This is a genomic window from Moraxella catarrhalis (assembly GCF_001632285.1).
GTDB lineage: Bacteria > Pseudomonadota > Gammaproteobacteria > Pseudomonadales > Moraxellaceae > Moraxella > Moraxella catarrhalis.
In genome coordinates this window covers 141,536-163,470 of the sequence record NZ_LWAH01000016.1, presented here as the reverse complement: position 1 = coordinate 163,470, position 21,935 = coordinate 141,536, and the positions used below count along the sequence as shown (strand labels likewise).

Here is a 21,935-nt window from a genome sequence, read left to right as displayed (position 1 = left end):
TCCTTATAATAAAATCTAAAAATTAGGCAGGCTCAATCGTCGTAAGTAACGGATAAGACTCTTGTTCTGCCAATGCCGTTACTTCATCTACCTTCATCTCAGCTAAGTCATAAGGCAACAAGGCAACCGCCGCTTGTCCCAACTCATGAATCTGCATCATAAGCTGATACGCCTTATCAATATTGTGCTGAAAAATCTCAACGAGTACATATACCACAAAATCCATGGTCGTATAATTATCATTATACATAATCACTGTGTACAGCTTGGGCTGCTTGACTTGAATTTTGGTTTCGGTGATGACATCGGTATCTGACCGATGTTTGGAAGGTGATTTAAAATCTTGGACTGCCTTAATCAAAAAATAACTGCTGCACTGCTTCGTCATATCGTATTGCTGCTGGAAATTTCAATTTTGGTTAATATAAATTTGGTTAATATAAAACAGGCGAAAGCCACTGCCTCGCCTGTATTTGTGATAAAAAGTACCCATAAATTATTGCGTGCTTTTTTCAATTGGTCGGTGGTTTGAATGTGACATTTGTGCCAATGAAGGTGGTGCATTGGTGATGATTTTGCCAATTTGCCAATTATACAACTGCTGAACTTTTTGATTGCCAGCGACCAGCTCAAGCTTCATTTGCTTCGGCTCAAAGCCGTCAGGCATGATAAATCGACCACGAATATTTGCCACACCACGAATATCATAGCTTGATGGCTCAAGCGGTATCTCAACCATACTGGTTTCGTTTAGTAAAGTCAATTTAGGAATCATCTTAACGGCTTTTCCAGAAATATCAAGCATGGATACATCAAAGCGATATTCAAAGGTATCATTTGGTAAAGCAATGATTTCTGATGCCATGATAGATAATGCCACACCGCCCTGCTCGGCAACTGCATTTTTTAGCAGCTCATTGACCTGCTCAAGTTGTAAATTGGTTGTCTTTAGATTGTCATAATCTGTACGCAGATTATTTAGTGTCGATCGACTGATATCACGCTCTTGTATGGCAGTTGTCATCTCCTGCTTTAGCCGCACATTTTCAGCGGTCAGCTCACTGACATTGACTGCTGTATCATGCTTTGCTAAGACAGTACGCTCAACACTGTGCATGCCTTGACGATAGCCAAATTTATAGCCAATCACAGCGACAATCAATGCAGAAACAGCAAGCGCAATCAAAAACAATGCCAAAATCTGATTGGTTGAGCCACGCTGCTTTTTAAAATGGGTAAAAAGGGTTAAATTTGGCATAAAAAACCTGATATTAATTGGTCGATCAAAATATCGCTATTATAACAAATATTGTATAAATAAGAATAATTATTTTTTATCAGCCAAATTTAGCCCAGCCCCTATTCAGTCAACAAGACAGATGATATTAGCCCACGGATTTATCTGAGTGCATATCATGCGGCGTAAGCTTGACACGCTTTAGTCGCATGGCATTTAACAGCACCGAAATTGAGCTTAGTGCCATCGCAGCTGCCGCCATCATGGGATTAAGTAGCCCGATTGCAGCCAATGGAATGCCGATACAATTATAAACCAATGCAAAAAAGAAGTTTTGCTTAATATTGGTTAAAGTCATGCGCGCGATACGATAAGCATAAAAAACATGGTTCAGCGAATCGCCCAACAAGCGTGCTGATGCGGTATGCTTAGCGACGCCAGTGGCACTGCCGACTGCAAAACTGGCGTGTGATGCTGCCATCGCAGGTGCATCATTGACACCGTCACCAACCATAACAACCCGCTTACCTTGGGTTTTTAATGTCTCAATGGCGGACATCTTATCTCTTGGCGACATTTGCCCAAAAGCGGCGGTAATACCAAGCTGATTTGCTACGCCATCGACAACGGATTGGCGATCACCGCTCATTAAATAAGTCTTGATCCCATCATGATGAATGCGACCGATGATGCTGTGTGCGTCTGCCTTTAGTGTATCGCTCAGACCAAAAACCGCCATCGGCTCATCATCGATAGCCAACCCAACCAAGCTTGCATCCGACCAGTGGTCATCTGCCTGCCATGTCTCTAGACCAATAAATTTGGGCGTTCCCACTTTTAGTTGTCCGATGCCATCAACATACCCCATCAGCCCTTGACCGGTGGTACTTTGGATATCAGATACTTCATATAAAGGTAAATTTTTATCTTTGGCGGCTTCCACCAAGGCATTTGCCAAAGGGTGGTTGGCATACTGCTCTATGCTTGCTGTCAACCCAAGGGCCTGCGATTTATTTATCTTACTGCTTAAGCATTGGATTTTTTGGACACTTGGACGACCCAAAGTCAGCGTGCCTGTTTTATCAAAAATGATGGTATCAATGCTACCAGCAGACTCAAGGCTGACCGCATCTTTAAACCATACGCCATGGCGTGCTGCTGTGCCCATGCCTGCCATAATCGCAGCAGGTGTTGCAAGTCCAAGCGCACAAGGGCAAGCAATCACAAGCACAGCGACGCCACGCATTAATGCGATATCAAAATCTGCACCAAGTAGATAATTGACCAAAAAACTCATCATCGCCAATACAACCACCACAGGCACAAAGACAGCCGCAACTTTATCGGCAAATCTGGCAATATCTGCCTTAGTACCTTGTGCATCTTGAAGTGCTGACATCATATCACCAAGCTGAGTTTTTGTGCCTGTTGCGGCTGCTTGGTAGTGTATTGAGCCATCTTCTACGCTACTGCCTGCATACACCGTATCACCGATATTCTTATCAATGAGTAAGCTTTCGCCTGTCAGATGAGATTCATTGCAGACACCAAATCCGCCTTGCACCACACCGTCCACGGCGATCTTATCACCAGTATTAGCCAGTAGCACATCGCCAACTTTAATATGATCAATGTTGGTTTTGACCCATTTATCATCGATACGCCGATTGACTTCTGTAGGAATCAGCTGCGTCAATAAGCCTAAGCTGTTTAGGCTTTGTGTTTTGGTTCGATGCTCAAGATATTTACCAAGCCTAACAAATGCAATGACCATCACCGATGCTTCAAAATATACCATATGCATGGCGTGCAAATCGGTCAGCCATACATAGCTTGAATACGCCCAAATTGCTGTTGTACCAAGTGCGACCAAGACATCCATATTAGCAAGCCCGCCCCTAATGCTCGCCCAAGCACCCAAATAAAAGCGTGCACCGAACACAACTTGCACCACACTTGCCAAGACAAACTGAATCCACACAGGCATCATCAATGCGTGTGATCCAAACAACATACCAAGCATGCCCACCCAAAACGGCAATGACAATCCCCAAAGAATCATCAAATCCCAAGGCATCTTGTGTTGGTCTTGGCGATCCGCCATTGGCACAGCCTCAAAGCCTGTTTTTGCCACCCAAGCCATCACCTCATCACGATTGGTCTGATTGGCATCATAAGAGATATGCAATACCTCTGTTGCAAAATTGACTGTCGCTTGATGAATGGCGGACTTTTTGCTTAGTACTTTTTCGATGCGTGTGGCACACGATTGGCAAGTCATGCCACTGATGGCAAATTGCTCAGTAATTTCATGCACTTGCTCAGGGGAAAAATGAGGATTTGGTGATTTGTCCGACATTAAGGCACTCACTTTTGGCTGCTGATAGCTCAATAATAGGGGCAAACTGTGCTTAATACAAGCAAAACGGTTGGTTTCTTAAGCTATCTATACATTTGCATAATCGTTCAAAAGCGAATACAATACCTTAAATTTGCATAGGAAAATTTATGACAACCATCAGCGTCCAAGCTTTGGTCAAGTTTTGTGACAACTATCTTAATGCTCATGAGTTCCAAGACTACTGCCCAAACGGATTACAAGTTGATGCAGGCAGACCCATTAAACGGATCATCACTGGAGTAACCGCTTGCCAAGCCTTAATCGATCAAGCAATCCAAGCCAAAGCACAGGCGATCTTGGTGCATCATGGATATTTTTGGAAAGGTGAAGACCAACCTTTGGTAGGCATGAAGGGCGTGCGTGTGCGTAAACTTATGCAAAATGGTATTTCATTGATTGCTTATCACCTGCCACTTGACGCCCATCCTGACATTGGCAATAATCGCGCCTTGGCTGATATGCTTGATTTGACGATTACGGGCGCATTGTATCCCAACCAAAAGCACCCGATTGGTAATGTGACAACCACAAACCCTATTTTGGCATCCGAATTTGCCGATAAAATTACCAAAGTTTTAGGACGCACGCCCTTACATATTGCCGCCACCGATGGCGATCGCCGACTAAATAAAATCGCCCTATGCACAGGCGGCGCACAAGATATGATTGAGCAAGCGGCAACCATGGGCTGTGATGCGTTTATTTCAGGCGAAATTTCTGAACGCACAACACACATGGCGCGTGAGCTTGGTGTAGATTATTTTGCTGCAGGTCATCATGCCACAGAGCGTGGCGGTGTGATCCGACTCGGTGAAGTCATCAATCAACAATTGGGCATTGATGCAAAATTTATTGATATTGATAATCCTGCGTAATTGATATTTTTTACCAAATTAATCATACATCACCCAAATATCCCAATACCTAAATATCCCGATAAAACAGCATCATATCAGCGGTTATTTTTTGATGATAAGCATTGCCATTCTGCCGATTGCTGGGCGATTGGTGTGAGTTTGGAGACGGTACGAATAATATTTAGGTGATAAATAACTACATGGCACGGTATCGTTTAGCACTGTTATGCCAAATTTTTCAAGCTGCAACTGAGCCAATCTCTTAATATCAATATATGCCTTATCACTGTTATGAGAAGGTTTGATCAGCATATCAAACAGCACCTGCCTATCAAGTAAGACGAGTTTATTTGTTACCACCTCATCAATGATATGCTCAGCTAAGTGCTGATCCACTTCATACGCTGGCAGTGAGATGCACGCACCGATGACAGCAAATAGCTTGTAAGAAGTTGGCATCAAAGCGACTGTTTTGGCGATTACGCCATTGGCCAGCCCTTGCCACCCTGCATGAATACAGGCGACCGTACTGCCATTTTTTTCAAATATCGCTATAGGCACACAATCTGCTGTCATGATCGCCAGTGCTGTCTTAGCACGCTGAGTGATCAAGGCATCTGCCAAGCTTAACGACTGCGATCTTGTCTGATCAACATCAATCACAACATTGCCATGGACTTGATTTAGCCAGTGGATTTGATTAGCACCTGCCTGCTCATACAGCCAAGCAAGTAGCCTGGCTCGTCGATTCAGTACCCAAGATGGCATATCATTGACATGAAGTGCCATATTAAATTTGCCATAAAGTGCCAATTGATTATCATCATGACCTATCAGCCGATCGGCTTTATCAGATACACCAGTATGAGTCTGTATAACCAACACATCATCATTTTGATAAAGAATATCCAAAGGCAGCGTCATCTTTTCATTGGGTATCATCGTTTAAGATCTCAATCAGCTGCTGCATATCTTTAGGTAGCGGTGCATGAAATTTCATCGCCTCGCCAGTAACAGGATGAATAAAACCCAGCATGTATGCATGAAGTGCCTGCCTGCCAAAATCCAAAATTGCACATCTTTGCCTGTCGGATAAACCTGAACGCGGCGATGTGCCATAGACAGGATCGCCGACCAGCGGATGACCAACATAAGACAAATGTACGCGTATTTGATGCGTTCTACCTGTTTTTAGATGAATATCCAAAAGACTGTAACGCTCATGCAAATACTTGGCATTGACAATGTGCGTTAAAGCAGGCTTGCCCGTTTGTTTCACTGCCATCTTAGTCCGATGGGTGCTATGCCGACCAATGGGTGCATCAATTTGAGCATGGCGAAGCACTTCATGCACTGCACCCAAAGCAATACATTGATAATGACGGTAGACGCTTTTATCCTTAAGCTGATTAATCAAAGATAGCTGAGCTGATTTTGTGCGTGCGATGACAAGTAGCCCTGTTGTATCTTTGTCAATGCGATGCACTAGGCCCGCTCGTGGCAAGTGTGCCTGCTTGGGAAAGTGATACAGCAGTGCATTCACCAAAGTACCCGTACGATTACCAGCACCAGGATGCACCACCATACCTGCAGGTTTATTAATGATAATCACCGCCTCATCTTCATAAATGATATCAATATCAATATTTTCAGGCAAATCCTCTGAATGAGACTCGTGGACAGCTTCTAGCGTTAATATATCGCCCACTTTGACCGCATATTTTGGCTTAACCACCTTGCCATTAACCGTCAATTGACCCTCATCGATGAACTTTTTTAAATTTGCGCGTGAAAACCCCCCAAAAATATCCGCACAAAGCTTATCAAGCCTAATGCCAATTTGCTCGGTACTGACACTATGCGTCAGATGAATTTGGGTCGGTGTTTGGGTGGTCGTCTCATCTGCATCAATCAGATCATCAGCATCACTATCCTCACCTATGCCGCAGTCAGGTGCCTGATTGACCAAGTTATCCATCAATTCATCATGATTCATAATAAAGCCCAAGAGTAAATTTAGACCACTTTAGCACATTTTATCAAATTTGATAAGACAGGCCGCTGATATATCAACGCATTTTTACTTTTATCCAAAATATATCAAATTGGCTGGCCTTACTCATTATCCAAGCAATCTTTTAAATAGGTTTTGTGTGTTTATACAGCCAATAGACATTCATTGTCAGACCCATAAAAACATGCTAAACTAGCCCAAATTTAGACCAATTCATGAGAATTCCTATGAAATCACAAAACAAGCTGATTGCCGCCATGATGGCAGCGACTTTGACTGTTACAGGCTGCCAGAGCGTGAATGGACTGTTTGACCGCAAGGCTGATACCGTAGAAACGGCTGAAAAAACAGATGCTGCATATTATCAAGAAGCCAGTGAAGCACTTGATAAAAATCAAAATCGCAACGCCATTGAAGCACTAAATAACATCCGAACCTTTTATCCGACAGGTCAATATGCACAGCAGGCACTGCTAGATCTCATTTATGCCCAATATAAAGCCAATGATTTTGAAGCAGTTCTACAAAGTACAGAAGAGTTTATTCACCGATACCCAAACAGCCGCTCGGTAGACTATGCGTTATATGTCCAAGGCGTTACTCATATGGGCGGCGCTCCCAAAGCTTCTCGTTTGGTTAGATTTGATCAATCTCATCGTGATGTGACTTATCTACGCCTAGCTTTCCGAGATTTTCAAAACCTGCTTAAGCACTATCCTGATAGTCCATATGTTGCCGATGCCGCACAACGCATGATTGCCATTTATAATGACTTTGCTGAGCATGAATTGGCGGCAGCGCGTTGGTATGTCAAGCGTGATGCGATGGTGGCTGCTGCCAACCGAGCTAAGTGGGTGTTTCAATACTATCCACAGTCCACAGGTGTGCCAGAAGCTATCGCAATTTTGGCTTATAGCAATCAAAAGCTTGGCTTGACTGAGACCGCCAAACAGTACAAGCAGTTACTCCAAATTAATTATCCGCAATATCTCAATCAAGATGGTTCAGTACGCCTCAGTGATACGGGTGCCAAGACACGCACACAAAAGGTATTATCAGCACTAAGCTTTGGGCGTTTGGGGCGTGTCAGCGAAAATCTTGACAACTATCAAGGTCAATATCATGGCGCAACACGCACCCAAATCATCAACCAAGCAGGTGCGATTAGCTTACCTGCCACAACCCAAGTCCCAGAAGAAATTCCTACAGCTGGTGGTACAAATCATCGCCCTGCCATCAGTTTAGACTTGCCATCAGCAGAGGCAGACGCTGGACAATTAAATCAAATACCACGCTAATGCCAGTTTTTAAGCAAGTTATCATTTGTTAATTATAACCTTATGTTAATTATAATCTCAGGCGGTGTATGGTCGCCTGAGATTATTACATCAATTGGAATTTTGGACATGAATATCCCCGAGTCCATCATTGAGCAGCTCAATAGTCAAGCTGACTTAGTGGGAATCATTGGCAAGCATACCACGCTCAAAGCGGCAGGTCGTGAATACAAAGGCTGTTGCCCCTTTCATGGTGAAAAAACGCCTTCCTTTTATGTCAATCCTGAAACCAACTTATATTATTGCTTTGGCTGCCACACCAAGGGCAATCCGATCACTTTTTTAAAAGAATTTGAACGGATGAGCTTTATTGAATCGGTCAAATTCTTGTCCGAACAAACGGGTATCGAGCTGCCCAAAGATGACACTTATCAAAAAAAATTTAAATACAAAAAAACCGTTAAGACTCAGGGTGTTCAGCCCCCAACTCAACCTTTGCCCAATCACACTGCTCAAAACCTCACCAATCATCAGTCCGATACACACCCATCACCAGCAACCGACTGGACCGATGATTTATCAGCATACGATACTTATTCTGGATTGGCTAATCCAAGCCATCACGCCAGTCAAGTGAATGAACTTTATGGCACTCAAGCATCCATTTTGGCTCAGCCACCCAATGCAGCACAAGGTGATTTATACAGTCTATTAACCGCAGTGCATGACTATTATCGGTCGATGCTTGGCAGTTTTACTTTTGCAAAACAGTATTTTTTAGATCGTGGCCTTACCGAAGAGACCATACAAACCTTTGGCCTAGGTTATGCACCTGACGGTTGGCAGCACTTGGAACAAGTTTTCCCTCAGGATATTGAGGGTTTGAAAATATTAGGTTTGGTTCGAGAATCATCTAAAAGCAATGGCAGGACTTTTTGCTTATTGCGTCATCGGGTGATTTTCCCCATTCGTGATAATCAAGGGCGTGTTGTGGGCTTTGCTGGGCGAAGCCTAGGTGATGAAAACCCAAAATACATCAACTCAAGTGAATCGCCTGTTTTTCAAAAGCAGCAGATTTTGTATGGTCTGTATGAATCACGCAAACAAAAAGCCAAAAACTACCTACTGGTTGAGGGTTATATGGATGTTATTGCCTTATACCAAGCAGGGATTTATGGGGCGGTAGCGCCTATGGGTACTGCCGCCAACGAAAAGCAAATTGAGCGACTGTTACGCTATAATAATCAGCTGACTTTATGTTTTGATGGTGATAATGCAGGGCAAAAAGCAGCGTGGCGTACGCTAGAAATTGCCGCACCTGTCTTAAACGATGGCCGTGAGCTTAAATTTTTAACTTTGCCCGATCATCATGATCCTGACACTTACCTAAAATCTCACGGGATAGCTGCAATGCGTGATGCCATCGAGGGTGCGGTGAGCTTATCGGATTATATTTATGGCGTTTTGGCAAGTCAATATGACCTGACACGCCCCGAATCTAAGGCACAAGCTATGGCAACACTTAGGCAGCTGACCGAACTGCTACCAAAAGGCTCTAGCTTAAAATGGTGGTTAAATAGCGATATTTATCAAAAATTAAAAGCCATTGGTCGAGAAGGACAGTTTAGCCCAAAAGTTGAGTTAATTAACTATAACCGCCACGACGCCACCGATGCAATCACCGAAATCGGACTGCATCTGATTTACACTCCCATTTTGCTCAAATCTGATCCTTTGGCATTTGTCATCGAACACTCAGGCATGGCACAAGCACATTTACCATTATCTAACCATCTTAAGCGACAAGAGATTAATTTGCCCAAACTGCCCAATTGGGCAAGTTTTAAAAGTCCATTATTAGATGAAATCATTGCCACAGTCAGCACATTACCAAATGAACTCTTACAAGATGATACAACAACGACTCAAAGCTGTGCGTATTTTGTCATTGCTGCTTTGGGTGATATTCATAAAAGTCAAATACAGCGATACTGGCAAAGATTCATCCAATCTTGGTCTAATCAAGATCTCAAAGCTATCACACCAGTATTTTATGGACTGATTTGCACCGCCTTAAAAGATATTCTGCTTAAACAACAAACTGACAGTAAAAATTTAATTTTATCAGAAGTTTATAAAAGACGCTTACAAGCATTGGTTCATTGGGATAATATCCATAATAAATCAAAATTGGCAGAAATTTTAACGAAATAAGCCAAATCCCATCAAAGGCGTATCATACTATCTATCTTGATCTTTAAGTATTTGGATTGCTAATTTGGCAAATCACAATACCGCTTTGAATGATGGGTATTTGGTTGATAGATTTGCAATAATTCATTTGGCGTGACTGATGGGCAAAATACCCTGCCACAAAGCTCAAGAAACATAGCATGCCCACCAAAATCTTGACGCCACTGTTTTGTAAAATGACTGGTTTATTCTTGTTCATCACCATCATCTCCTTGGTAATTACCTAATTATAAAGGTGAACCTGCCAAAGAAATAGCGGATTTGAAACCTTGGCGACCTTCACAAGTGCCAAGCCAAGCATGCGTATTGGTGTGCGTTTGTGGTATCAATCCACGCAAGCGTACACCATACACTGCCAAATACATCTGTATGTCAGCGGCACTAAATTGACCTGTTAAGTATAACTTATCAGACAAAGCCGTCTCTAGCATCTTTAAAGCATTCATCAAATTCTTATCCAAAATGATCTGATGAATACTTAAGTTGAATTTATTGAGTACAGGTTTAACAAACCAAGGAGATTTTTGGCGAGCTTTATCTAAAATCAGCCCCATCACCAAAGGTGGCATCACTGACCCTTCTGCAAAATGCATCCAAAAAGTATAATCACGCCATACTTTGTCATTGGCTTGTGTTTTTGGGGCAGCTGCGGCAGGATAAAAATACGCTTTAGAATCATAAGCTTTTAATAAATAAGATAAAATCAGTGCAGATTCTGCCAAAACTTGCTCCCCCTTAGGCAGTCTGTCATCGATTAAAATCGGTGCCTTCCCCATGGGGTGAATCTGCTCAAGATTTTTGGGCGCTAAAAAAGTTTTTTTATCACGCTCAATCAAATGGAGCTGATACTCTAAGCCATAAGCCAATTTAAGCTCTTCAAGCAGCCAAACCACTCTAAAAGAACGAGAGTTATTCAAATGATATAAGTGCAACATGATTGACAATTCCAAAAAGCCACGCCAATAAGCTTGGCTGAATATTTATTGAATAGACTCGGATGCCTGTTGCACCACATCAGCCAATACCTCTGACTCTTCGATTTCATCGTCATCATGTTCAACACATGCCATGCCAACCAATACCTCTTCATCAGCAATGCGAATCAGCTTAACGCCTTGAGCATTGCGACCAGCATTAGCAATCTGAGCCACAGGCGTACGCACCAAAGTGCCTTTATCCGAAATCAAAATGACATCTTCCTCGCCAGTCACTGCAATCGCCTTGACCAATTGTCCGTTACGCTCAGAGGTCTTGATTGCAATAACGCCTTTGCCGCCACGGCCTTTGGTTGGATAATCATCAATCGGCGTGCGTTTACCAAAACCATTTTCGCAAGCACACAAGATCTCACCTTGTTTGGGTGCAACCACCAAAGACACCACTCGGCTCACCGCAAAATCATCGCCGACTTCATCGCCATCTTCATCCAACAGCTCTTCTTCATCAGTTGTCGCAAGCAGATTCACACGCATACCACGAACGCCTTTGGCAACTCGGCTCATGGCACGGATACTCTGTTCTTTAAAGCGAATGGCTTTACCTTCATTACTAAATAGCATAATCTCTTGTTCGCCATCGGTGATCGCAACACCAATTAATGTGTCACCTTCTGCTAGATCAATCGCTCGTAAGCCTCCAGCACGCAGATTGGCAAATTGTGATAAAGCCACACGCTTGACTGTCCCTGATGCTGTTGCAAAGAACACAAAGCTATTTTCGTCTTTTAGGTCATTGACAGGCAAAATTGCTGTGACCAACTCATCTGACTCAAGATTAATCAAATTTACCAAAGGGCGGCCTTTTGAGCCACGACTGGCAATCGGAATTTCAAAACCACGCAATCTAAAGACACGACCTGTATTGGTAAAGCATAAAATATGGGCATGCGTACTGGTTACCAACAAATGCTCAATAACATCATCTTCTTTCATGGCAGTCGCTGAGCGTCCTTTACCCCCACGCTTTTGGGCCTGATAGTCACTGATCGGCTGAGTCTTGGCGTAGCCTGTGCGAGAAACCGTCAAAACAACCGTTTGTTCAGGGATTAAATCTTCACGATTAAAGTCATGACGCGCATCGACAATATCGGTTTTACGCTCATCACCAAATTCATCACGAATGTCAATCAATTCGGCACGCACCACACCCATTAAGACATCAAAATCATCCAAAATCAGGGTCAGGCGTGCAATCTCACCCAAAATTTCTTGATACTCACCCGTTAATTTATCCTGCTCAAGCCCAGTCAAACGATGCAACTGCATATCCAAAATGGCGTTCACTTGGTCAGGTGACAGACGATAGCGGGTTTTATTCTCAATCAAGCCATACGGTGCTTTGAGATCCTCGCCATCAATCATCTCAGGGCGGATAGATTTAGCACCTGCTGCGTCAAGCATGGCGACAACACCAGCTGACTGCCAAGTACGCACCAATAAATTTTCTCGAGCTTGACTGCGATTGGCTGATTGCTTGATGGTCTGTAAGATATCATCAATATTGGCAAGTGCAATGGCCAATCCTTCAAGCAAATGCCCACGTGCCAATGCTTTATTCAGCTCAAAAATTGTACGGCGTGTGACCACCTCTTGACGATGGCGAATAAACGCCGCCACCAAGTCACGCAGCGTCATAAGCTTAGGCTGACCATTATCCAATGCCACCATATTAATACTAAAGCTTGTTTCAAGTGGCGTTTGGTTAAATAAATTATTAACCATTACCTCACAATTTTCGCCACGGCGTAAATCGATCGCCACTCGCACACCTTCTTTATCTGATTCATCTCGGATTTCGGTGATGCCTTCAATTTTTTTGGCATTGACCAAATCGGCGATATGCTTGATCAGATTGGCTTTATTAACTTGGTAGGGAATTTGTGTAAAAATAATGCGCTCACGGTCTTTGTTTGCACCGCTGTCGCCCATTGGCTCAATGTGATAGCGACCACGAATGTGCAAACGACCTTTGCCAGTACGATAAGCATCGATGATACCGCTTCTGCCATGGATAATGCCGCCCGTTGGGAAGTCCGGCCCTGAAATATGGCTAATTAGCTCATCGGTTGAAATATTTGGATCTTCGGCGTATGCTAAGCAGGCATTGAGTACTTCTGTGAGATTATGTGGTGCCATATTGGTTGCCATACCAACAGCAATCCCTGTTGCACCATTGACCAATAAATTTGGAATGCGAGCAGGCAACACGCTTGGCATTTTCATCGAACCGTCGTAGTTATCTTCCCAATCGACAGTCTCTTTATCAAGATCGGCAAGCATTTTATGCGTTAGCTTCTGCATTTTCATTTCTGTATAACGCATGGCTGCTGGCGGGTCACCATCCATTGACCCAAAATTACCTTGACCATTGACCAGCATATAACGCAAGCTAAAATCTTGTGCCATACGCACAATGGCATCATAGACGGCAGTATCGCCATGTGGATGATATTTACCAATCACATCACCGACCACACGCGCCGATTTGAGGTATTTTTTATTATAATCATTTCCAAGCTCATGCATGGCATATAAAATACGGCGGTGAACAGGCTTAAGTCCATCACGCACATCAGGTAGCGCGCGAGAAACGATGACACTCATCGCATAATCCAAATACGAACGCTTTAATTCTTCGACAATGCCAATTGGACTGACCGAATCACTCATAAATAATCCTTGCTACAAACGATTAATTTACACGGTTATGGTAAATATCTCATCACCAAACCCATGCACAAATACCTTAAAAATAAGGCAATATTTTAGCACAAAATGCCCAAAAAATGTAGGTAATCACGGATTTTATTTGGGTGGTCAAATCAAGACCAGCCAATCCATATCCCAAATCTAATCACCAATTAAACCGTGTTACGCTTAATCACACATCAGATAGCCATCTTGGATGAAGATTTGGTTATTTGGATTTTTTATTGGGGCGAATGACGCTGTTGAGCATCTGTTCATGTGTGATGATCGTGGCTTGGTTTGGTGTGCGTAGCTGCGGCTGATGGTTATGCTTATAGGCGGTAATCGCCATACAAGCGGCGACCTGTTTTGGCTCAAGCGCGCGTTTGTTTTTATTGAGTGTAGATAATACACCATTGAGTGCTTGACTGCCGAGGCTTTTTAGGCTCAGGCGGTGCTTGGGTAAGGTTAAGCGATACAAACGAAAAATTGCCAATGTATCAAAGCTGAGCGTGCGTAAATCATATTCTACATCTGCCTTGGCAGTTAGCTCATCATCATGATTGGGGGTATCAGCACCTTCTTTGGATAAAAAATAAAACTGTTGCACGCCCTTTTGTTTGCACGCTTTGGCAAATTCTAAATTATACAGGACATTGACTTGATAAAATTCATCATGACTTGGTACTTGCTGTTTTGAGACACCAAGACAACTAAAAGCATCTGTATCAGCACCAATCGCCACCGTCTCAATGGTCGATGCAAGTGCCCGAAAATCCGCCACATGATACACCTGCATATTTGCACTCATGGCACGCGGCTGAGTACGCGTGATGAGTATCACCGACTCATAGATCAGTGCAAGCTCTTGTGCCAGTGCCTCGCCCACTCGACTCGAACCACCGATTAAGATTGCTTTGGTTTTCATCAATTTTCACTCACGCTAAATAATACATAAATTATCTTCAAGCAATCAAGCGATTGCACCAAGTGCTGATTTTACATTTCTTGTTCTAGATTATTCTAGCACAAAATCCATCAAAAAAATCAAGCACCAAGTCCGTCAGTCAATCGACTAAGAAAATTTTTATTTGCATATTGTGAGATTGCCAAGATTTTGGTATCATAGACGGCATATTGTCCAAGCGGTGTGTCTTCCTCAAACACATTGCCCCACTTTTTATAATTTAGCATTTTACTTTTTAAGGATTTACCCTATGGCAAACTCTGCACAAGCTCGTAAACGCGCTCGTCAAAATACTAAGCGTCGTCAGCACAACGCATCTCAACGCTCTATGGTGCGTACCTACATCAAACGCGTCAATTCTGCAATTGAAGCAAAATCTTATGAGCTTGCAACCGAAGCCTATAACAAAGCTGTGCCAGTCATTGACCGTATGGCTGATAAAGGCATTATCCATAAAAACAAAGCCGCTCGCCACAAGAGCCGCTTGAATGCCGCAATTAAAGCTTTAAAAGGCTAGGCTAATATTAAAAGGCTAATAGTTGCTCAGCATCATAGAGCTCAAGTCATCTTGGGCTCTTTTTATATCTAAAATGATAGATTAGCCAAATCTCATTTATTAATGCATGATTTTGCAATAAAATGGCGACACAAACCTAAATTCTTGTTACAATATTCTAATCAATAAATAGTATGGGCGTTTGATGAGTATTAAAGTTTTGGTCGTAGATGACCATGATTTGGTAAGAATGGGCATCACTCGGATGCTTGATGACGATCCAAATATTGAAGTTATCGGTGAAGCGATTGATGGCGACAGTGCGGTGATACAGGTGCGCGCCATAAGTCCTGATGTTGTTTTGTTGGATGTCAATATGCCAAATATCAATGGTGTAGAAGCCACTCGACGCATTAAACAGTTTAATCCAAACATCAAGGTACTTGCTGTTTCAAGTTTGACAGCTCAGCCATATCCTTCCATGCTTTTAAAAGCGGGTGTCAATGGCTATATTACCAAAGGCACGCCGCTTGATGAGATGATTCGTGCCATCAAAAAAGTACACGCAGGATCGCGTTATTTTAGTCATGATGTTGCCGAGCAGCTTGCCGAAACTGTACTTGGTGAACAAAAAGAGTCGCCCTTTGATGCCTTATCTGAGCGTGAAAAACAGGTTGCCATGATGGTTGTTAACTGTCAAAGTACACAGCAAATTGCCGATCAGCTATTTGTAAGCGCCAAAACAGTCAATACTTATCGCTATCGGATTTTTGATAAACTGGGCATTGATAGCGATGTCAAACTCACGCACCTTGCCATCAGGCATGGGCTGGTACAGACTCACTGATAAAATTAGCCATCAAAAGCGTCACTTGATAATCTTATGATGGCGATTTTGGTTGTCTTAAATCAACTTTGGTTTGTTTTTACTCGCTCCATCAAATCTAGGCTCAAACGCAACCATTCATCGTCTTGTGAATCGTTAGAAGGTGGTTTAAAACTCACATCAGGCACCACACCGATTTTATCGATTTTTTTGCCATTGGGCGTTAGATAATGTGCGGTAGTTATCTTAATCCCTTGATGATTTCCCAAAGCGATGACCGACTGCACCGAACCCTTACCGTAGCTCGCCTCACCCACGATCATTGCCCGCCCATGGGTTTGCAATGCACTTGCCAGTACTTCAGCTGCTGATGCCGAATAGCGGTTTTGTAAAATAATCACTGGCATGGATTCTAGTACGGGTGAACCATGCGTTTCTATCACCCTTTCTATGCCACTTCGGTTTTGGACTTGGGTAACGACTTGCTTTCGCATAAATAAAGAGGCCACCTCAGCGGCTGAATCAAGCACGCCGCCAGGATTGTTTCGTAAATCAATCACCACACCCCGAACCTGCCCTTCTATTAAGGCAAGGCGATCAATTATATCTTGTCTGGTGTTATTTTGAAAGACGGGAAGTTTGATGACAGCAATACCATTTTGAACAAAAACTTCAATGCTACTCTTTTGAGCTTGGTTACGAATGACATTGACGGATTGCTTGGATCGACCTGCTCTTGAATAAGTGATATCAACGCTTGAGCCTGCGATACCACTTAAAAGCTGAATGATGTCATTTTCGGTTTGGGATTGGTTAAGTTTAATATCACCAATCTGGTGTAGATAATCACCAACATTAATGCCTGCACTTTTGGCAGGGCTATCGGCAATCACTTCAGTCACCACCCAATGTGCATCTTGGCTCCTCCAAACTGCCTTTAGACCCACGCCTGCCACATTACCTGTGGTAAATGAGCTAAGATTGGCAAAGGCAGTCGCATCAAGAAACTCAGCATTGCGATCCACACGATTTAGCATCCCATGAATGGCGTGATAAAACAACATCTCATCATCTACAGGCTCAATGTATTCACGACGCATCAAATCAACCACTTGTACAAAAGTTTTGAGCGTGGTGGGACTGATGGTATTCAAAGGCACTCGCCCAGAGTGCAAACCGTCAATACCATACAAATGATTTGGTGCTACATCCAAAGCAGGCGTATCTATTATCAGATCGTCTACATCTGCTTGATCATCAAAAGCCCGTGGATTGGCAAATGCACTCATATAGCCCATCGCACCAATCAATAAAGCCGTTATTACTGCCGAAAATCGCATACCAAACCTTCTTTGTTTAATCACTCAAAAAACCAATAAACTCTCTCCAGTCATCTGACTTGGCTTATCTAACCCCATCAGATCCAACAGTGTTGGTGACACATCGCACAGCTTGCCGCCACGACGCACAGTCGCTTTTTTATCACCAATATAGATAAAAGGTACAAGTTCTGTGGTATGCTGCGTGTGTACCTGACCACTTTGGTAGTCTTGCATCTGCTCACAGTTACCATGATCAGCGGTGATTAATAAATGGCCGCCAGCGGCACGAATATGCTTGACCACCTCGCCAATGCACTGATCCACCGCCTCTACTGCCTTAACTGCCGCCTCAAATACCCCCGAATGCCCCACCATATCACCATTGGCATAATTGACAATCAATACATCATATTTGCCCGAGTCAATCGCATTATTTAATTTTTCGGTAACCTCAAAGGCACTCATTTCAGGCTTTAGGTCGTATGTTTTCACATCAGGACTATTAATCAAAATGCGATCTTCGCCGTTGTACAGATCTTCACGACCACCACTAAAGAAAAAGGTTACATGTGCGTATTTTTCGGTTTCGGCAATTCTAAGTTGGGTTTTACCCAAATTTTGTAAATATTCGCCCAGCGTATTTGTCAGACTTGTTGGATGATAGGCAATGTCGGTTTTTGGATTATTTTCAAGCTCATCTGAGTATTTGGTGAGCATAACAAATGCCGATAACTCAGGCACAATATGACGATTAAAGCCATCAAAATTTGTATCCACAAAAGCCAAGCTGATTTCTCGTGCACGGTCAGCACGGAAATTCATAAAAATCACGCCATCATTATCACCAATCACGCCATCATCTTCAATGAAAGTTGCAGCGATAAATTCATCCGTCTCCCCTGCAGCATATGCTTGCTTGATTGCATCTAGAGCATTATCTGCGGTTCTGACCGATTTGCCTTCGGTTAATAGCTGGTAGCAAGATTCCACACGATCCCAACGCTTATCACGATCCATGGCATAAAATCGACCGATGACGCTGGCAATTTTAACATTACCTTCAAATTCTTGATTAAGCTGAGTAAAATAATCTTCAATATCAGTCACATAGCCTTTGGCAGACTGTGGCGGTGTATCACGACCATCCAAAAACGCATGCACAAACACTTGCATAGCGCCTTGAGATAACGCAAGCTTAGCTGCCGCCTTAATATGATCAATGTGTGCATGCACCCCGCCATCAGACAACAGTCCTAAAATATGCACCACGCCTTTATTATTCAGTGTGGCTTGAATGGCATCTATCAATGCTGAATTATTAAAAAATTCTCCTGAGGCAATCTCATTCATAATTCGGGTTGAATCTTGAAATAAAATACGCCCAGCACCCAAATTCATATGCCCCACTTCAGAATTACCAAACTGGCCTTCTGGCAATCCAACATCCATACCAGAACCAGAAATCAGCCCATTGGGATAGCTGGCAAATAAAGCATCTAAGTTTGGTGTATTGGCTACGGCAACGGCATTATCTTTGGTCTCTTCACGATGGCCAATACCATCCAAAATCATCAATACATGGGGAATTTTTTTCTGATTTGACATCGCACGCTCCAAATAAACTGATAAAAACACCCCTTATTGTAGCATAATTTTTGGTAAATCATCCTTGCCTGCTAAGAAATAAAATTCATCATCCTGCTGCATCTGTGCTTGCAAATTCTCATAGAGTTTTATAAAATACCGACCAGTTGGTTTCATTTAGTTTTACCGTTATTTATCCCAATTTTATTTATCCCAATTAACGATAAGTTTTATTAAATATTTTTTAATTTTGAATGGTTTATCATATGAATGACAATTTATCTATTGGTGAAAACAATCTACACGCTGGCACATCAGGTACAAAGCGAAAAAATAAACCAGAGGAGCTTAAACATGGGTTGATCATGGCGGCCAAGCACTTGATGGTCAGTGATGGTGTGGCGAATTTATCCATGCAAAAAGTTGCGGACACTGCAGGTACCAGTAAAGGCGGACTATTTCATCATTTTAAAAATAAAGAAGAGCTGTTAAATGCCGTGGTGGGTCTTTATATCGCTCAGCTAAATACTGCAATTTTATCCATCACTGATGAATTGGGTGCTATTCAAGGTCGATTTACCAAAGCGTATTTGCAAGTGATTTTTCAAGATTCTAAGATTGGTATGAACAGCAACTGGTCTGGGCTACTAACAGCCATTCATGCTGATGCTAATATGTTTGAGGTGTGGCAAAACTGGATGGCTCAAAAACAAAAGCAGTTCGCCGCCACCGATAGTCATCCACAGTATCAAGTGGTACGCTACGCCATCGAAGGTGCTCAGCTTGACACCGAACTAAAATCCAACCAAGCCAAACAACATGAGATTTATGAGACCTTAGCCAGTCTGATTTAGCCTAAAACCCACCCCAAAATTAGCAATCTAACTTTGAGGTGGGTTTTAATTTTTGACAGAGTTTTTGGGTGCTTAGTATCAAATGGCATAGCCCAATGCATAAAATGCGACAAGCACGACAGCAATAATCACGGTACCAAGATTAAGCTTGTTAAATTCACCAGAAATTAGTCGTCCAAGCACCAATGTACCAAAACCAAGCATAATTCCTGTGACAATATTGGCAGTCAAAACAATAAATACAGCACAAATTAAACCGCTCATTGCTCCGACAAAATCTTCAAAATCAAGTCTTGAGACATTGCCTAGCATCAAAAGACCGACATACATGAGTGCAGGTGCGGTAGCATAGCTTGGTACCAAAAATGCCAATGGCTGAAAAAATAGCATCAATAAAAATAGCACGCCAACCACAATCGCTGTCAAGCCTGTCTTACCGCCTACTGCCGTACCGGCAGCAGATTCGATATACACCGCAGCAGGTGCTGTCCCAAAAATACCCGAAAACAGGCTACTGACTGAATCTGATGTCAAAGCACGACCGCCATTGATGATTTGACCATCTTTGTCCAGTAGATTTGCCTGACCTGCCACGGCACGAATGGTACCTGTTGCATCAAAAATTGCTGTCATAACTAAGGCAAACACCACCGGTAAAATCGCTGTATTTAGCGCACCCATGACATCCATTTGCATAAATAAAGAGTCTGAACCAAAGCTTGGTACTTTTAAAATGGCACCATCTGACTTCACTGCAGGATCAAAAAGTAGCCCAATCATCGTAATGGTAATAATCACCCATAAGATACTGCCCTTAATGCGTAATCGCTCAAGACCAATAATCGCCGCCAGCCCCACTAAAGATAAAATCACAGGCAACGACATAAACTCACCCATTGTCACAGGTAAACCTGCATCATTTTTGATGACTAAACCCACACCATTGGCAGCAATCAGCAGTAAAAACAGTCCGATGCCGATGCCTGCACCGTGTGCAATCGATGCAGGCAAGTTGCGTAAAATCCACGCACGAACACCAGTCACCGAGATTAAGGTAAAAACCACGCCCATTAAAAAAATTGCACCCAGTGCCACAGGAATGCTCACACCTTGCCCAAGCACTAAGCTAAAAGCGGTAAATGCCGTCAAAGAAATCGCACAGCCAATCGCCATCGGTACATTTGCCCAAAGTCCAATTAATATTGAACCAAGGCCTGCCACCAAGCATGTTGCAACAAAAACGGATTCAGCAGGAAATCCAGCTGCTGATAACATATTTGGCACAACGATGATCGAATACACCATCGCCAAAAAAGTCGTCAAGCCAGCAATGATTTCTTGACGCACGGATGAGCCACGCTCATTAATTTTTAAATAGGATGATAAAGTCATATTCTATCCAGATAATAATCGCTAAAGCCTTAATTCAAAAGCGGTAAGCCAAATGGCAAGGCAATTTGGTTATTCATAAAATAAAAACGCATAATTCTACCGCAAAGTCATTATGATGCCAAACAAAAATTTGCAAATTGATGTATTTTAGAAAGAATTGATGCTTACTAAGCAATTATGATGAATAAAAATGTTCTTTCATGGGTAAATTTTGCTAAAATATACATCGTTTAACTGTTATGATTAAAATGACAACGAGATACCTAATGCTACAAAATTCTAACGAAACCATCACGCTGCCAAGTTTTGAGTTAACCATGGTGGCAGCCGATACCCAAGAAGCCACTGCTGTGCAGCTCAATCAACTGCTTAATCAAAGTCATCAGGGCTTGATTTTGTATTTTTACCCCAAAGACAACACGCAAGGCTGTTCCATTCAGGCGGTGGATTTTAGTCATCATAAAGCCAAGCTTGAATCATTGGGATTTTATATCCTTGGCGTCTCTCGAGATGGTATCAAATCTCATCAAAATTTTATCAATAAAAAAGCCTTATCAATTGATTTAATTAGTGATACCGATGAAAAACTTTGCCAATATTACGATGTCATCAAAGAAAAAAAGATGTATGGCAAAACCCATCTTGGCGTGGTACGCTCTACATTTGTGTACAATAAAAATGGCGAGATGATTGGTAGTTTTCGGGATGTCAAAGCCAAAGAGCATGTTGAGAAAATTTTAGATTTTCTTGAAAATAAAACCAATTGACC

The 21,935-nt window shown here is 42.6% G+C and carries 21 protein-coding genes; 7 read left to right on the top strand and 14 right to left on the bottom strand.

Annotated elements, in window-relative coordinates; all coding sequences use genetic code 11:
- Positions 1-22: 22 nt before the first annotated feature.
- From A4U55_RS07130 to A4U55_RS07120, 3 genes are all read right to left on the bottom strand, one after another.
- Positions 23-388 (bottom strand): ATP-dependent Clp protease adaptor ClpS, encoded by a 366-nt coding sequence (locus tag A4U55_RS07130; RefSeq protein ID WP_003663483.1) that lies wholly within the window; start codon positions 386-388, stop codon positions 23-25.
- 108 nt (positions 389-496) lie between these two features.
- A complete protein-coding gene (locus tag A4U55_RS07125; protein WP_063454166.1) occupies positions 497-1,258 on the bottom strand; it encodes a hypothetical protein in 762 nt (253 codons plus the stop codon).
- A gap of 127 nt (positions 1,259-1,385) precedes the next feature.
- A complete protein-coding gene (locus A4U55_RS07120; protein ID WP_063454165.1) occupies positions 1,386-3,596 on the bottom strand; it encodes a heavy metal translocating P-type ATPase in 2,211 nt (736 codons plus the stop codon).
- 149 nt (positions 3,597-3,745) lie between these two features.
- Between A4U55_RS07120 and A4U55_RS07115 the strand changes: the two genes are divergently transcribed.
- Complete coding sequence (locus tag A4U55_RS07115; protein ID WP_063454164.1) at positions 3,746-4,513, top strand: Nif3-like dinuclear metal center hexameric protein; 768 nt, start codon at positions 3,746-3,748, stop codon at positions 4,511-4,513.
- 84 nt (positions 4,514-4,597) lie between these two features.
- Here A4U55_RS07115 and A4U55_RS07110 read toward each other — a convergent pair whose 3' ends face one another.
- Positions 4,598-5,437, bottom strand: a complete 840-nt coding sequence (locus tag A4U55_RS07110; protein WP_003665774.1) for a polyphenol oxidase family protein — start codon at positions 5,435-5,437, stop codon at positions 4,598-4,600.
- Positions 5,424-6,491 carry a 23S rRNA pseudouridine(1911/1915/1917) synthase RluD gene (gene rluD / locus A4U55_RS07105; RefSeq protein WP_003668270.1) on the bottom strand — a complete coding sequence of 356 codons (1,068 nt, stop codon included), beginning with the start codon at positions 6,489-6,491 and terminating at the stop codon, positions 5,424-5,426. Before rluD ends, A4U55_RS07110 begins: the two co-directional genes overlap by 14 nt.
- 245 nt (positions 6,492-6,736) lie before the next feature.
- On the opposite strand from rluD, the gene A4U55_RS07100 reads away from it, so the two are divergent.
- Positions 6,737-7,807 (top strand): outer membrane protein assembly factor BamD, encoded by a 1,071-nt coding sequence (locus A4U55_RS07100; protein WP_003657972.1) that lies wholly within the window; start codon positions 6,737-6,739, stop codon positions 7,805-7,807.
- A gap of 108 nt (positions 7,808-7,915) precedes the next feature.
- The gene (locus A4U55_RS07095; protein ID WP_063454163.1) at positions 7,916-10,000 is read left to right on the top strand and encodes a DNA primase; all 2,085 of its coding nucleotides are present in this window, start codon (positions 7,916-7,918) and stop codon (positions 9,998-10,000) included.
- 43 nt (positions 10,001-10,043) lie between these two features.
- On the opposite strand, the gene A4U55_RS07090 is transcribed toward A4U55_RS07095, so the two are convergent.
- The 5 genes from A4U55_RS07090 to A4U55_RS09065 form a co-directional block, all read right to left on the bottom strand.
- Positions 10,044-10,238, bottom strand: a complete 195-nt coding sequence (locus tag A4U55_RS07090) for a hypothetical protein (protein WP_063454253.1) — start codon at positions 10,236-10,238, stop codon at positions 10,044-10,046.
- A 28-nt stretch (positions 10,239-10,266) separates the two neighbouring features.
- The gene (locus tag A4U55_RS07085) at positions 10,267-11,019 is read right to left on the bottom strand and encodes a glutathione S-transferase (RefSeq protein WP_080534139.1); all 753 of its coding nucleotides are present in this window, start codon (positions 11,017-11,019) and stop codon (positions 10,267-10,269) included.
- Positions 11,020-13,707, bottom strand: a complete 2,688-nt coding sequence (gene gyrA, locus A4U55_RS07080; protein ID WP_063454161.1) for a DNA gyrase subunit A — start codon at positions 13,705-13,707, stop codon at positions 11,020-11,022.
- A gap of 247 nt (positions 13,708-13,954) precedes the next feature.
- A complete protein-coding gene (locus tag A4U55_RS07075; protein WP_003657963.1) occupies positions 13,955-14,653 on the bottom strand; it encodes an NAD-dependent epimerase/dehydratase family protein in 699 nt (232 codons plus the stop codon).
- Between the two features lie 119 nt (positions 14,654-14,772).
- Positions 14,773-14,919 carry a hypothetical protein gene (locus A4U55_RS09065; RefSeq protein WP_003657961.1) on the bottom strand — a complete coding sequence of 49 codons (147 nt, stop codon included), beginning with the start codon at positions 14,917-14,919 and terminating at the stop codon, positions 14,773-14,775.
- Between the two features lie 23 nt (positions 14,920-14,942).
- On the opposite strand from A4U55_RS09065, the gene rpsT reads away from it, so the two are divergent.
- Complete coding sequence (rpsT, locus tag A4U55_RS07070) at positions 14,943-15,209, top strand: 30S ribosomal protein S20 (protein ID WP_003657959.1); 267 nt, start codon at positions 14,943-14,945, stop codon at positions 15,207-15,209.
- A 184-nt stretch (positions 15,210-15,393) separates the two neighbouring features.
- On the top strand, positions 15,394-16,035 hold the full coding sequence (locus A4U55_RS07065; RefSeq protein WP_003657958.1) for a response regulator: 642 nt from the start codon (positions 15,394-15,396) through the stop codon (positions 16,033-16,035).
- Positions 16,036-16,097: 62 nt separating this feature from the next.
- Here the strand turns inward: A4U55_RS07065 and A4U55_RS07060 are convergent, their stop codons facing one another.
- From A4U55_RS07060 to A4U55_RS09325, 3 genes are read right to left on the bottom strand one after another with little or no spacing between them, the layout of a single operon-like run.
- Positions 16,098-17,378, bottom strand: coding sequence for a S41 family peptidase (locus tag A4U55_RS07060; RefSeq protein ID WP_227513442.1), 1,281 nt, complete (start codon positions 17,376-17,378; stop codon positions 16,098-16,100).
- Entirely contained in the window at positions 17,379-18,941 is a 1,563-nt protein-coding gene (gene gpmI, locus A4U55_RS07055; protein ID WP_063454159.1) for a 2,3-bisphosphoglycerate-independent phosphoglycerate mutase, read from the bottom strand.
- Between the two features lie 33 nt (positions 18,942-18,974).
- Entirely contained in the window at positions 18,975-19,097 is a 123-nt protein-coding gene (locus tag A4U55_RS09325; RefSeq protein WP_003657953.1) for a hypothetical protein, read from the bottom strand.
- A gap of 89 nt (positions 19,098-19,186) precedes the next feature.
- Between A4U55_RS09325 and A4U55_RS07050 the strand changes: the two genes are divergently transcribed.
- Positions 19,187-19,774 (top strand): TetR/AcrR family transcriptional regulator, encoded by a 588-nt coding sequence (locus A4U55_RS07050; protein WP_003665781.1) that lies wholly within the window; start codon positions 19,187-19,189, stop codon positions 19,772-19,774.
- Between the two features lie 78 nt (positions 19,775-19,852).
- Here A4U55_RS07050 and A4U55_RS07045 read toward each other — a convergent pair whose 3' ends face one another.
- Positions 19,853-21,166: an NCS2 family permease gene (locus A4U55_RS07045; protein ID WP_003665782.1), complete on the bottom strand. Its 1,314-nt coding sequence runs from the start codon at positions 21,164-21,166 to the stop codon at positions 19,853-19,855.
- A gap of 266 nt (positions 21,167-21,432) precedes the next feature.
- Here A4U55_RS07045 and A4U55_RS07040 point away from each other — a divergent pair, with 266 nt between their 5' ends.
- Complete coding sequence (locus A4U55_RS07040) at positions 21,433-21,933, top strand: peroxiredoxin (RefSeq protein WP_003657947.1); 501 nt, start codon at positions 21,433-21,435, stop codon at positions 21,931-21,933.
- The last annotated feature ends 2 nt before the right edge of the window (positions 21,934-21,935 follow it).

Bases quoted from the DNA above. Each gene is read 5' to 3' on its own strand.
- A4U55_RS07045 (WP_003665782.1), bottom strand. From the start codon at position 21,166: ATGACTTTATCATCCTATTTAAAAATTAATGAGCGTGGCTCATCCGTG.
- rpsT (WP_003657959.1), top strand. From the start codon at position 14,943: ATGGCAAACTCTGCACAAGCTCGTAAACGCGCTCGTCAAAATACTAAG.
- A4U55_RS07100 (WP_003657972.1), top strand. From the start codon at position 6,737: ATGAAATCACAAAACAAGCTGATTGCCGCCATGATGGCAGCGACTTTG.
- A4U55_RS07050 (WP_003665781.1), top strand. From the start codon at position 19,187: ATGAATGACAATTTATCTATTGGTGAAAACAATCTACACGCTGGCACA.
- A4U55_RS07120 (WP_063454165.1), bottom strand. From the start codon at position 3,596: ATGTCGGACAAATCACCAAATCCTCATTTTTCCCCTGAGCAAGTGCAT.
- rluD (WP_003668270.1), bottom strand. From the start codon at position 6,491: ATGAATCATGATGAATTGATGGATAACTTGGTCAATCAGGCACCTGAC.
- A4U55_RS07115 (WP_063454164.1), top strand. From the start codon at position 3,746: ATGACAACCATCAGCGTCCAAGCTTTGGTCAAGTTTTGTGACAACTAT.
- A4U55_RS07065 (WP_003657958.1), top strand. From the start codon at position 15,394: ATGAGTATTAAAGTTTTGGTCGTAGATGACCATGATTTGGTAAGAATG.
- A4U55_RS07095 (WP_063454163.1), top strand. From the start codon at position 7,916: ATGAATATCCCCGAGTCCATCATTGAGCAGCTCAATAGTCAAGCTGAC.
- gpmI (WP_063454159.1), bottom strand. From the start codon at position 18,941: ATGTCAAATCAGAAAAAAATTCCCCATGTATTGATGATTTTGGATGGT.
- A4U55_RS07090 (WP_063454253.1), bottom strand. From the start codon at position 10,238: ATGAACAAGAATAAACCAGTCATTTTACAAAACAGTGGCGTCAAGATT.
- A4U55_RS09325 (WP_003657953.1), bottom strand. From the start codon at position 19,097: ATGAAACCAACTGGTCGGTATTTTATAAAACTCTATGAGAATTTGCAA.
- A4U55_RS07130 (WP_003663483.1), bottom strand. From the start codon at position 388: ATGACGAAGCAGTGCAGCAGTTATTTTTTGATTAAGGCAGTCCAAGAT.
- gyrA (WP_063454161.1), bottom strand. From the start codon at position 13,707: ATGAGTGATTCGGTCAGTCCAATTGGCATTGTCGAAGAATTAAAGCGT.
- A4U55_RS07075 (WP_003657963.1), bottom strand. From the start codon at position 14,653: ATGAAAACCAAAGCAATCTTAATCGGTGGTTCGAGTCGAGTGGGCGAG.
- A4U55_RS09065 (WP_003657961.1), bottom strand. From the start codon at position 14,919: ATGCTAAATTATAAAAAGTGGGGCAATGTGTTTGAGGAAGACACACCG.
- A4U55_RS07110 (WP_003665774.1), bottom strand. From the start codon at position 5,437: ATGATACCCAATGAAAAGATGACGCTGCCTTTGGATATTCTTTATCAA.
- A4U55_RS07125 (WP_063454166.1), bottom strand. From the start codon at position 1,258: ATGCCAAATTTAACCCTTTTTACCCATTTTAAAAAGCAGCGTGGCTCA.
- A4U55_RS07040 (WP_003657947.1), top strand. From the start codon at position 21,433: ATGCTACAAAATTCTAACGAAACCATCACGCTGCCAAGTTTTGAGTTA.